At 31.4% G+C, this 12,962-nt stretch carries 12 protein-coding genes; 9 read left to right on the top strand and 3 right to left on the bottom strand.

What is annotated here, in order from left to right; genetic code table 11:
- Position 1: 1 nt before the first annotated feature.
- Together FHG05_RS16650 and FHG05_RS16645 are read right to left on the bottom strand one after the other, a co-directional pair.
- Entirely contained in the window at positions 2-1,105 is a 1,104-nt protein-coding gene (locus FHG05_RS16650) for a DegT/DnrJ/EryC1/StrS family aminotransferase (protein WP_140999240.1), read from the bottom strand.
- Positions 1,102-2,049, bottom strand: a complete 948-nt coding sequence (locus tag FHG05_RS16645; RefSeq protein ID WP_140999239.1) for a FemAB family protein — start codon at positions 2,047-2,049, stop codon at positions 1,102-1,104. Before FHG05_RS16645 ends, FHG05_RS16650 begins: the two co-directional genes overlap by 4 nt.
- Before the next feature lie 115 nt (positions 2,050-2,164).
- Between FHG05_RS16645 and FHG05_RS16640 the strand changes: the two genes are divergently transcribed.
- Positions 2,165-3,958 (top strand): T9SS type B sorting domain-containing protein, encoded by a 1,794-nt coding sequence (locus FHG05_RS16640; RefSeq protein WP_235889688.1) that lies wholly within the window; start codon positions 2,165-2,167, stop codon positions 3,956-3,958.
- Here FHG05_RS16640 and FHG05_RS16635 read toward each other — a convergent pair whose 3' ends face one another.
- Positions 3,959-4,699, bottom strand: a complete 741-nt coding sequence (locus FHG05_RS16635; RefSeq protein WP_140999238.1) for an RDD family protein — start codon at positions 4,697-4,699, stop codon at positions 3,959-3,961. It lies immediately after the preceding gene.
- A gap of 21 nt (positions 4,700-4,720) precedes the next feature.
- On the opposite strand from FHG05_RS16635, the gene FHG05_RS16630 reads away from it, so the two are divergent.
- The 8 genes from FHG05_RS16630 to FHG05_RS16595 all read left to right on the top strand — a co-directional run bounded on the left by FHG05_RS16630 (position 4,721) and on the right by FHG05_RS16595 (position 12,795).
- The gene (locus FHG05_RS16630) at positions 4,721-5,683 is read left to right on the top strand and encodes a stage II sporulation protein M (RefSeq protein ID WP_140999237.1); all 963 of its coding nucleotides are present in this window, start codon (positions 4,721-4,723) and stop codon (positions 5,681-5,683) included.
- A gap of 1 nt (position 5,684) precedes the next feature.
- Positions 5,685-6,626, top strand: a complete 942-nt coding sequence (locus FHG05_RS16625) for a hypothetical protein (protein WP_140999236.1) — start codon at positions 5,685-5,687, stop codon at positions 6,624-6,626.
- Complete coding sequence (locus FHG05_RS16620; RefSeq protein ID WP_140999235.1) at positions 6,619-7,404, top strand: DUF4129 domain-containing protein; 786 nt, start codon at positions 6,619-6,621, stop codon at positions 7,402-7,404. The genes FHG05_RS16625 and FHG05_RS16620 overlap by 8 nt, the downstream gene beginning before the upstream one ends.
- A gap of 2 nt (positions 7,405-7,406) precedes the next feature.
- Positions 7,407-8,585 carry a DUF4350 domain-containing protein gene (locus FHG05_RS16615; RefSeq protein ID WP_140999234.1) on the top strand — a complete coding sequence of 393 codons (1,179 nt, stop codon included), beginning with the start codon at positions 7,407-7,409 and terminating at the stop codon, positions 8,583-8,585.
- Between the two features lie 169 nt (positions 8,586-8,754).
- Complete coding sequence (locus FHG05_RS16610) at positions 8,755-9,750, top strand: AAA family ATPase (protein ID WP_394344905.1); 996 nt, start codon at positions 8,755-8,757, stop codon at positions 9,748-9,750.
- Positions 9,751-9,789: 39 nt separating this feature from the next.
- Positions 9,790-11,124, top strand: coding sequence for a DUF58 domain-containing protein (locus FHG05_RS16605; RefSeq protein ID WP_140999233.1), 1,335 nt, complete (start codon positions 9,790-9,792; stop codon positions 11,122-11,124).
- Between the two features lie 252 nt (positions 11,125-11,376).
- On the top strand, positions 11,377-11,868 hold the full coding sequence (locus FHG05_RS16600) for an SRPBCC family protein (protein WP_140999232.1): 492 nt from the start codon (positions 11,377-11,379) through the stop codon (positions 11,866-11,868).
- Positions 11,869-12,381: 513 nt separating this feature from the next.
- Complete coding sequence (locus FHG05_RS16595; RefSeq protein WP_140999231.1) at positions 12,382-12,795, top strand: VOC family protein; 414 nt, start codon at positions 12,382-12,384, stop codon at positions 12,793-12,795.
- The last annotated feature ends 167 nt before the right edge of the window (positions 12,796-12,962 follow it).

Below are 12,962 nucleotides of genomic sequence, written 5' to 3'. Positions count from 1 at the left end.
TTTAATATTCATTTAAAACTTTAATTATTTTTTGAATTTCTTCTTCTTCTAAAATACCATTTAAAGGAATACTCAATACCTCCTCATGAATTTTTTCAGTTACAGGAAATGACAACTGATTCCATTGGTGCAATGCTTCTTGCTTATGAGGTGCAATCGGATAATGAATCATAGTTTCTATCCCTTTTTCTTTTAAATAGGTAACCAATTCTTTTCTGTTTTTGGTTTGAATCACAAACAAATGAAAAACATGATTCTTACTTCCATCCCAAAAAGGAAGTTGTATTTTTTCATTTTTTATTTCTCTTAAATAACGCTGGGCTATTTGTCTTCTTTTTTCATTTTCTATCTCTAAATCAGGTAATTTCACATTCAAAAAAGCAGCTTGTAATTCATCTAATCTTGAATTAGTTCCCAGAATTTCATTCTCATATTTGACTTTCGAACCATAATTACGCATCGAAAAAAGTACCTCAGCCAAAGCTTTATCATTTGTAGTTATAGCACCTGCATCTCCTAAGGCTCCTAAATTTTTACCAGGATAAAAACTAAAACCAGCAGCATGACCTAAATTTCCAGCTTTCTTACTTAATATTCCTGAAACAGCACCATGAGCTTGAGCAGCATCTTCAATAACTAATAACTGATTATGTTCCGCAATAGCTTGAATGGCATCCATTTCAGCTAACTGACCGTATAAATGAACTGCTAAAATGGCTTTCGTTTTAGAAGTAATCTTTTCTGGAATTAAGCTAGGGTTTATAGCATAAGTTTCAACTTTGGGTTCAACTAATACAGGAACTAAATCGGCTTGTAAAATTGCTAAAATACTTGCAATATAGGTATTTGATGGAACCAAAACCTCATCTCCTTTTTGCAATTTACCCAATTGAATATATGCTTTAAAAATAAGGACTAACGCATCTAAACCGTTACCCACTCCAATACAATATTTGGTGTTGCAATACTTAGCAAAAGTAGCTTCAAACGATTTTACTTCTTCTCCTAATACATACCAACCTCCATCTAGCATTGCTTTCGTTTTGTTAAGAAAAGCTGCTTCATAAGGTTTATTTATCGCATGTAAGTCTAAAAATTTTATCATAACGAAATACAATAGGTGTCTTGATTATACAAACTGCAACCTAGTTCTTCTTTTTGAGTTAATAAACCCGAATTGTAACCTTTTTCATTGTCTTCTGTACAAGTGCCCATATCAAAGAATTCATAATCCTCTTTGTAACGTTCAATTAAATGAAAATACAAATAATCTAACGCTCTTATTTTTTCTCCTAAATCAGTAGTAGCACCATATTGGGATTTAATTACATATTTTGATTTAAAGAGTGTCATTCCTGCTACAATTTCATCTTCATAATAGATAGTATACTGCACTATGTTTTCAGGAAATTTTTGACTTAATGTTGTGATTTCTTCCAAACTGTGCACTGGTTTGGCATTGTATTTTGTTTGTAATCTAGGAATTAAAACCTCATTCCAAAATTGAGAAAAATTAGATTCCTTTTTAATTTGAAAAGCCAACTTCCCATTTCGTTTATAATGTTTATACTTACTTTTAGAAATAACAAAATCTCTCTTTAAAGGAATACATAAGTTGAATTCCCTCTTTTTTAAAACCGCTTCTTTTTCTTTAAGAACAAACAAATATTCTTCTGAAGGTAATGCAGTATAAAAATCGAGTATGGGTTTGTAAATAAATTCTTTTATTTGCTGATCTTTTAAATACTCCAAAACAGTTTCGAAAAAGCATTTTACCTCTTCGTATTTTGCTTGCATTGGCAACAATAAACCACCATAAGTTAATCCTTGGTGAGAATAAAGAGTATGCTGTACTTTATTTGCTGGAAGTATTGCTTTTAGATTCTCTTTCTCATCAAAAACGAGTAAAGAAAAATCTTCAAAACGATCCTTATGATATTCCATAAAATCTCTATGAAATAAAAAGGTAGCATTTTTAGCCTGAGATACAAATGCATTCCATTGGAAATAATAGTCAGTCGTATATTTTTTTACTTGATATTTTTTCAAAAGTCAGGATTAAAGCCGAAAATTACTAATTTTTTAATTCATGTAAGTTGAAAAGGAAACATTTTATTAAATTAATTAGTACCTTAGAAGATAATTTATGTATAAATAGAATCGAGTGCGTCCTAAAAATTACCTTCCTTTTTATCTGTTAGTACTCCTTTTCCCAATCGCTATGCTTGGGCAAGATATTACTCTTTATACGCAAATTAACGGAAGGTATGATTTTACGTTTATTGGTAACACTATGAATGTTGCAGAAAACAATCCTTCCTCGGTTTTGGTTACGGGCACATCATCCACAGCCTCTTTGAATTTAAATCCAACAGACACCGTAATTAAAGCTTTTTTGTATTGGGCAGGAAGTGGCGATGGTGATTTTGATGTGGATCTGAATGGAATTCCTATAAATCCAGATCGTACCTTTTCTCATACAAATGTTTTTCCTGATTTAACGCTCAATTATTTTAGTGCTTTTAAGGATATTACTTCTTTTATTCAAACCACAGGAAATGGAGATTATACCGTATCGAATTTGGATATTTCTGCATTTGAATTGGACCATTTTCAAAGAAAAACCAATTTTGCCGGTTGGGCTATCTTAATCGTTTATGAAAACAGCAGTCTTCCTTTGAATCAAATTAATGTGTACGACGGCTTACAAGGAGTTCCTGATAATTTGAGTATTGATTTAACAAATTTATATGTAATTGACAATAACAATGCAACGGCCGGTTTTATCGCTTGGGAAGGTGACGCTTCCTTACCTACTGAAACATTTGCTATTAATGGAACAATCATTAGTAATGCTTCTAATCCTATTGATAATGTTTTTAATGGAACCAATTCTATAACTGGATCGACTGATTTATACAATGTGGATTTGGATATTTATGAGATTGAAGACTACATTCAAATAGGAAATACTAGTGCCAATATTACTTTGTCTTCCTTCCAAGACTTTATAATGATTAACACCGTTGTTACCAAATTAAACAGTCAGTTACCTGATGCTACTATAACTATTGACGATTACCAATTAACCTGTAATAATCGTGACATTCCTGTGAGTTTTACGGTATACAATCTTAATAGTACTGAAATTTTAGCAGACAACACCCCTATTGCTTTTTATGCAAATGGAATTTTAGTAGGTTCCTCACAAACTCAAAATCCAATTCCTATTGGTGGAAATGAATCTGGAAGTATAACCCTTACAATTCCGAATACAGTTGCTACCAATTTTACTTTGACAGCGGTTGCAGATGATCAAGGAAATGGAACAGGTGTTGTAACAGAATTAGTGGAAACCAATAATGATTACAATACTACTATTACCTTATTTGAATCTCCTAATTTTAATACTTTGCCACCTGTAATTACGTGTAATTTAGGATTAACAAGAGGTATTTTTGATTTTTCTAGTTATGAGGATTTGGTCAAAACCAATGCTTCTCATCTCATTAGTTTTCATGAAACGTACGATGATGCAATACATAATCTTAACCCAATTTTGAATACTACTACTTATGAAGCACTAACCACACCAAAAGAAATTTTTATTCGGATTGAAAACGAAAATAATTGTATAAGTGTAACTTCTTTTTTACTTCAAGTTGAAAACTGTCCTCCTATCATTTACAATGCCGTTTCTCCCAACAATGACTCGTTTAACGACACATTTTTTATTGAGGGGCTTCGAGATATATTCATTCATTTCAAACTCGAAATTTACAATCGATGGGGAAAATTGCTTTGGACAGGAAATCGTAACAAACCCGATTGGAATGGTTATGTAGAAGAAGGCATTGGTACAAAAATGGCTCCTGATGGTACTTATTATTACATTTTATATCTAAATGACCCAAGTTATCCAGAACCATTAAATGGTTACTTATACCTAAGCAAATAGTTACATGTTTTGGGTATAGAAATTATAATCTTTTAAAAGCGTTCTAATAAAATCTTGATCATTCCCTGATTGATTTTTAATTCCTGTAACAGCAATTACTTTTTCTCTTAACTTTATTAAAGTGCCATAATCTCTATTTCGAACGGCAATTTCAAATGTTTCTTTAATAATTCTTATATCATTATCAGATAATTTTATTACTAATGGATAGGTAGGCACATAATCTTCATTTACTTCTTGTAAAATAGTATGATTAATATTAATATTATTCTTTAACGAAATAACCGATGTACCCGCTCCCATATCTCCTATTCTCTGATTTCTATCATTAAAAATAATGGCTATTAATCCCACTACAGATAAAGGAGGCAAAACTTCTACTAAACGGAACAACCAACGAATAAGGTAATCTCCAAAACCCGCTTGATAGCCGTCAATTTTTATCACTTTTAATTTCATGATACGTTTACCAATAGTTCTTCCCTCCCAAATACTTTCCTGAATAAGAGAGTAAAAGAAAACGGGTAAATATAAAATAATATAAACAGCCATTCCCGACCAATAATCCATTGAAACAATATAACTTTCTAACCCTGATTTATTTACAATGTAAGATATTACCAAAGAATAGGCTATAATAACCAAAATATCAAGTATTTGACTCAAAATACGTTCCCCAACAGAAGCTGCTGTAAAATTTATTGAAACATTTTGTGTCGTAGTTATAGTTAATTGTGACATATTTTTTTATTTTAGCACCTCATGAGAGAAGTAGCATTTATTAAGCAAAATAAAGAAAAATGGCTTGAATTTGAACAAGCTATTTTTGGTAAAACTAAAAAAAATCCAGATGAATTGGCCAATTTATACATTCATTTGGTGAATGATTTGGCTTATGCTCAAACTTACTATTCTAAAAGTAAGACTGTGGTTTATCTAAATTATTTAGCTTCGCAAACCTACCAAAAAATTTATAAAACAAAAAGAGAAGATAGTAATCGTTTCTTATATTTTTTTAAAACAGAAGTTCCGCTTGTCGTTTATGAGTACAGAAGGTATATTTTATATGCTTTTATCTTTTTTACTATTTTAACTTCTATTGGAGTAATTTCAACGTTACAAGATGACACTTTTGCGCGACTTGTTTTAACAGACGATTATGTGAATATGTCGTTAGAGAACATCAAAGATGGAAATCCTGTAGCCGTTTATAAAAGTGGTAGTAATTGGGGTAGTTATATTGGTATTACTTGGAACAATTTAAAAGTAGGCGCTCTATCTTATTTTTCAGGAATTTTTATAGGTATAGGAACTTTTTATATTTTGATACAAAATTGTATTATGCTTGGCGCTTTTCAAACTATGTTTTATAATGAAAATGTATTTTGGGAAAGCGTTAGAGGAATCTGGATTCATGGTTCTATGGAGATTTTTGCAATGATTATAGAAGCAGGTGCTGGTTTTGCATTAGGTGCTAGCATCTTATTTCCAAAGACCTTTTCTCGTTTTAATTCTTTTAAAATTGGGTTTAAAAATACCTTTAAAATATTTTTAAGTACTATGCCATTTACGATTATGGCTGGTTTTTTAGAGGGTTTTATCACTCGTTATTCCATAGATATGCCTCATTTTTTAAGTGTTGGAATTATTCTTACCACTTTAGGATTAATTAGTTTTTACTATTTAATTTATCCTTTTATCGTACATAAAAAAGTTAAAAAATAATATGTTTCAATTATACAAAAAAAGAGGTTTTAGCGAATTCATAAGCGACACTTTTGCTTTCTTAAAAATAGAAGGAAAAAACTATTTTAAAAATTATTTTATTATCAACGGTCCGTTGTTACTCATTTTAGTAGTATGCATCTATTTTGCTATGAAAGTTTATATGGACGCTCTTTTTTCATCTGTTAATACTCAAAAATTTGGTGAAAACCAACTTTTAAATGATTTAATGAGTAATATTCCTTTGTTTATTTTTTTAGGAATAATTTCTTTTTTTGCAATCCTTTTTATCAGTTTTGTGAGCTATTCTTTTCCTATTAGCTATTTAAAATTAGTTAGTACTAAAAGTGACATTACTACACAACATATTTTTCAAATTATGAAAGAAAAATTAGGGAAGACAATATTGTTTTTTCTAGCTTCTATTTTAGTTTTTCTTCCGATAATAGCCATAACAGTAACACTTCTTATTTTATTAAGTATTATTATAATTGGAATTCCTTTATTAATAATACTAATTCCTGTCCTTTTCAGCTGGATTAAATTAAGCTATTATGATTATATTTCTACAGAAAACGATTATTTAAAATCGGTTGGTAACGGATTTGAACTGCTGAAATCAAAATTTTGGCCTATAGTAGGTTCCACAATGATTATGTATCTTATCTATTATATCATTTATTCTGCAATTACCATGGTACCTTACTTAATAGGCATATTTGGTATTTTTACGAATGTAAATCCACAAGTGAATCAGGAAGAAACTTTTTCTACGATGAGCATACTTGTTTCGGCTGTTTTAGTAATTGCGACTATTTGTAATTATACCTTGCAAAATCTTATTTTTATAAATCAAGGTATCATCTATTATAGTCTTACAGATGAAAAAGAAAATATTTCAATCAAAAGCGATATTGATTTAATTGGATCTGACAGTGAATAAAATACGTTACATACTCTTCCTGCTGTTTTCCCTTTGCTGTTATTCGCAATCGGTAATCTATTCTGATACCCTTTCGACAACAGAAAATGTTTTAGCAACACCTATAGACTCCTTATATTATACAGAAGATATATTGGAAGATACATGGGAAACTACTCCAAAACATTTTGACCCAAAGTTTAAAGAACGTTATCAATCCAAAGAATATCAATATGAAACTATAATCGATTCTAAAAATCAAACGGCTTGGGATCGTTTTTGGAAAGCCATTGAAGATTTTTTTAGTCGCTTATTCGATTTTAGAGACGTAGATAATACACTCACTGGCTTTGAGATTTTTATGAAAATCATAGCCTTTATCATTATCGGTTTTGTGATTTATTTAATTGTTCGATTAATCATCAATAAAGAAGGACAATGGGTTTTCTCTAAAAATAAAAAGAAAATCATGGTTTCTGAAATGGTCGAAGAAAACATTCATACCATCGATTTTAAAGAAATCATTCAGCAGTCAAAAGCTAACAAGGAATATCGATTAACCATTCGTTATTATTATTTATGGTTGCTAAAATCGTTATCCGATAAAGAAATTATTGAGTGGGACATTGAAAAAACCAATTCCGATTATTTATACGAAATTCAATCTCCAACACTTAAAGAAAATTTCAAATATTTATCCTATATCTATGAGTATAGTTGGTACGGAGAATTTGAAATTAATGAAACCGATTTTTCTAAAGCTGAAAAAGCTTTTGAAAAAGCAATTGCAAATAAGTAATTATGCCGAAAAGTATTAAAATATATGTCTTCATTCTAGTACTTATTCTAATTGGAATAATTACCATTGACGCAAACAAACCGAAACCCATAAACTGGAACCCAACTTTTAGTGTTAAAGATAAAATTCCATTCGGACTATTCGTATTAAATAAAGAAATAGATACGTTGTTTCAGTTCCAAAGCATCACACGTTTTGGTGAAACTCCTTATGAGTTTTTAGATGATCAGTTTTCTTATCAAGATACAACTTATACCACTCAAGGAACTGTTTTATACATTGATGGAATGTCTAATTTAGATGATGAATCGGCTCAAGAACTACTCTACTTTGTATCTCATGGTAATACTGCTTTTGTAAGTGCTAGTAGCTTTCCTATTAAATTTAGAGATACATTAGATTTCAATTATTCCTATAGCAATATCTATGCCGACTCTTTGTATTTATCAACTGATAAAGGAAAAGAATATAGTTATCTGAAAGGAACAGATAATGTTTATTTTAGTCATTTTGATTCCACTCGAACAGCAATTTTAGGGTATCAAAAAACCAAAGATGAGGACAGTTTGGTTAACTTCATCCGAATTCCTCATGTAAATGGTTATTTTTATTTACACACACAACCGGTTGCATTTACCAATTATTATTTGCTCAAAAAAGACAATTATAAATATGCTGAAGAGGTCCTTTCGCATATTGAAGATCCTAAAATATTTTGGTACTTAGAAGGAACTCGAGATCAAATTAAAGATAAAATGGGGTATATTTTTAATCAGCCTGCTTTAAATTATGCTTGGAAAATTGCCATTATCAGTCTGCTGGTTTTCATGTTCTTCAATGCCAAAAGAAAACAGCGTGTCATTCCTATCGTAGAACCGTTAAAAAATACGACTGTAGATTTTACTAAAACCATAGGAAATTTATACTATCAAGAAGGAAATCATCACGACATCATCTCTAAAAAAATCAAATTCTTTTTAGAAAAAATACGCAATGAATACCTAATTGATACTTTCGATTTAAATGAATCGTTTGTCAATCGTTTGCATCAAAAAACAGGAAAAAATAAAGCAGAAATTGAAGCTGTAATTCATTTGATAAAAAAATATAGAAATCAGCTAGACAGTTCTGAAAATGATTTAATTGCTTTTAATAAAGCATTAGAAAAACTAAATTTATAAAATAACAATGGCTTTAATTCTTACATTAAAGTTCAAAAAAAGAAGAATAAGTAAAAGAAACCATATGGAAAATAATTTTGAAAACCCAGAAAACCAAAGTGTAAACGAGCACAACAGTGAATCTCAAATGGAGCAAGCTGCTGAACATACGATGGAACAAACGAATCCTATGGCTAATGAAGCAGCTACTGACGATCTCAATTTTAAAACGCGTTTGGATTTAACTCCTTTACAACATAGCGTAGATCAAGTAAAAGCTGAAATTGCAAAAGTTATTGTGGGACAATCTAAAATGATTGACCAATTATTGGTAGCCATACTTTCAAATGGTCACGTACTTTTAGAAGGGGTTCCTGGGGTAGCCAAAACCATAACTGCCAAATTACTTTCTAGAACCTTAAGTCTGGATTTTAGCCGTATTCAGTTTACACCCGATTTAATGCCATCGGATATTATTGGTACTTCTGTTTTCGATTTAGCTAAAACAACTTTCGAATTTAAAAAAGGACCTATATTTTCTAACTTTGTACTTATTGACGAAATCAACCGTGCTCCTGCAAAAACACAAGCTGCACTTTTCGAAGTTATGGAAGAACGTCAAATTACTGCAGATGGTACTACTTATTCACTAGACTTACCTTTCTTAGTTATTGCTACACAAAACCCAATAGAACAAGAAGGAACTTACCGTTTACCCGAAGCTCAACTAGATCGTTTCTTATTTAAAATAGATATTGGATATCCAAACCTTCAAGAAGAAATTGCCATTCTTCAAAAAGAAAACGAATTGCAAAACAACGATAAATTAGCAGCCATTGTAAAAGTGATTGAGAAGAGTAATATACTGCACTTCCAAAGCTTAGTGAAACAAATTTTAATTGAGCCTCATTTAGTCGAATATATCGCTAAAATTGTCCTAAACACTAGAGAAAATCCATTCTTATATTTAGGGGCTTCTCCTAGAGCTTCGATAGCTATTTTAAATGCTGCAAAAGGTTTTGCTGCTCTTAAAAACCGTGATTTTGTAACACCAGAAGATATCAAAGAAGCTGCTATTCCTGTGTTACAACACCGTGTAGTAGTTACTCCAGAACGTGAAATGGAAGGGGTTACAAGTACGGTAATCATCAAACAAATTATCGATTCTGTAGAAATTCCTAGATAATAAAGGCTCACAAATTAGAAAAACACAGTACTAGTTCCCATGAAACAATTCCTAAAACAACTGTATCTCAATAATTTCCTTTTTTATTGCCTTATGGGTATCATTACCCTATTTGTTGTTTCCTATTTGTTTCCAAGTCTGTACAATGCGTGTTGGTACCTACTATTTGTCTTATTGGTATTCTTCCTTATTGACATACTCTTACTCTTTGGTTTTGGTAACAAAATTGAAGCGACGAGAAGTACTCCTGAAAAATTATCCAATGGTGATGAAAATCCCATCGTAATTAAAATCAAGAACAAATATACATTTCCCATACAAGCTAAAATTATTGATGAAATACCAACCCAGTTTCAACAACGTAATTTTGAAGTTAAGCGAAAAATAAAAGCCGCATCGAACGATGAATACCAATATTTTTTAAGACCTACAGCACGTGGGGAATACTTTTTTGGAAGTGTTAATTTCTATGCGAGCTCGCCACTTGGCTTGGTTGCTAAAAGATATACCTTCAGTAAAGATGAAATGGTGCCTACTTACCCTTCTTACATTCAATTACGCAAGTATGATTTAATGGCTTTTTCCAATCATTTGTTTCAATATGGTTTGAAAAAAATCAGACGTATTGGGCATACCATGGAATTCGAGCAAATTAAAGAATATGTCCAAGGGGATGATATTCGTACCATTAACTGGAAAGCAACTGCCAAACGCAACCAATTAATGGTGAATCAATTTCAGGATGAAAAATCGCAAAATGTATACATGGTCATCGATAAAGGTCGTGTAATGAAAATGCCTTTTAACGGTCTAAGCTTATTAGATTATGCGATTAATGCAACGTTGGTTTTATCCAATGTAATTATCAAAAAGCAAGACAAAGCGGGTATGTTTGCCTTTTCAAAAAAAGTAGAAAATCGTGTAGTTGCCGAAAAGAGACAAAACCAAATGCAAAACATTATGGAAAGTCTGTACAACATTAAAACCGATTTCTTCGAAAGCGATTATAGCAGACTCTACGTCGACATCAAAAAGCATATCAACCACCGCAGTTTGATTATGTTGTATACCAATTTTGAAACCTTAGACGCTTTACACCGTCAATTACCCTATTTAAAAGGAATTGCTAAAAATCATTTGCTTGTAGTTGTCTTTTTTAACAATACCGAACTCAATGATTTAATTGAGAAAAAAGCAGAAACGGTTCAAGAAATTTATGACAAAGTAATTGCTGAAAAGTTTGCTTTCGAAAAAAGACTTATCGTAAACGAACTAAGAAAATATGGTATTTATTCGGTGTTAACCCAACCGGAAAATCTAACTTTAGATACTATTAATAAATACCTAGAAATTAAAGCAAGAGGGATTTTGTAAAATATAATTTCTTGCAACTACCTCTTTACATTACTATATTTATACAGGCTTTAACTACTCCATTTTATCCGATTTAGAAAAACTTTAATTCTCTATAAATTAGACCCTAACCCAAAAAAATATTCAAAAATATTTGCGAAACCAAAAAGTTGCACATATATTTGCAACCAAATAGTTTCGTATTTGTTTTGTATTTATAAATAAATCAATTGAAATAAGAAAATAGTAATTTTAATCCTTAAAAGACAAAAAATGAGTACATTAAAATTTGATTTTACCGTAGATAAAAAAGCACAAACCGTTTACATCACTAGAGAATTTGATGCAAATTTAAATTTGGTTTGGGATGCTTTTACCAAAGCCGAACTCTTAGATCAATGGGTAGCACCAGCTCCTTTTCAAGCAAAAACCAAATACATGAATTTTACCGAAGGTGGCAAACGCTTCTATGCTATGGTTAGCCCAGACGGTCAAGAAGGTTGGATCATTCAACAATACAAATCCATTACTCCAAAAACCAATTTTCAATTCTTCAATACGTTTGCCGATAAAGATGAAAATCCTGCTCCAACAGGCTCCGATTGGGATTTCACTTTTACAGAAGAACAGGGAAGAACAACAGTGGTAATCACCATTTACAACGAATCTTTAGAACGTATGGAACGAATGATTGAAATGGGCTTCAAAGAAGGTTTCAACGCAAGTTTGGCCAACTTAGAACAATTAATCCAATCCTTGAAATAAGCAAAGATTGCAGCAATCCTATTCAAAACCATCTGCAAAATTTGTTTTGACAGATGGTTTTCAATTAGGTCACTTCGAGCGCAGTCGAGAAGCCTTATTTAAAAAAACGACCTGTCACTTCGAGCGCAGTCGAGAAGCTTTTTTATTAATAATATCAGTAAATCAATATATAGCACTATAACTGCAACCACACCAGTGTCACTTCGAGCGCAGTCGAGAAGCTATTCTAAAACAATAACAAATCCACCATCCTTCAGTTCGAGTGTTTTTATGGAATGCAATGGAATAAAAATGTATCGATAACCTAAACACCCCTTTATTGCAATCAAACTGATCTATCAAATCTAACAGATATTTTTTAATTATAACACTTCAACCACAACATTGTCAATTCGAGCGCAGTCGAGAAGCCATCAAAACCTTTTGTCTCAAACACCTCCTCCTATTGTCGCATTCCATATTGTTGGATAATTCAAAGAAACGGTATCTTTATTTTTTTATAAAAGGAATAAAATGAAACAAATCTTTATCAATTTACCAGTAAAAAACACAGCAGCAGCGGTGCACTTTTATACACAATTAGGCTGTATAACAAACCCATTATTCACATTTGAAAATCAAAAATGCATGACTTGGGGAGCACACATCTATATCATGTTACAAACCCACGAAATGTTTTTTTCCAATTCAACCGAAACACTCTCCAATACAAAAACACTTCCACAAGTTACATTCACCCTACCAGTTGATACCATCGAAATGATGCATCTAAGTATTGAAAAAGCGTTAAAAGCAGGTGGAAAAGAAATCTTCCCAGCTATTACAGAAACATTCATGCAAGGCAGAAATATTGAAGATGAAAACGGTCACCGTTGGTGCATCCTCTATTTAGATATCGAAAAATTTAAAGAAACTGCAGGAAAATAAAGCTTTATGAACCCTAATTTTAACTACTCTTTATCCAATTCAAGTACAAGCAAACTTGTCACTTCGAGCGCAGTCGAGAAGCTTTTTTTACAATATCAATAAAACCAATATATAACACTATCCATTAAAGTAAATCATTGTCACTTCGAGCGCAGTCGAGAAGCCTT

Origin of the sequence: Flavobacterium profundi (assembly GCF_006491645.1) — a bacterium.
GTDB classification, from domain to species: Bacteria; Bacteroidota; Bacteroidia; order Flavobacteriales; family Flavobacteriaceae; genus Flavobacterium; species Flavobacterium profundi.
Note: the sequence above shows the minus strand (reverse complement) of the source record. Positions and strands in the feature narration are given on the sequence as shown.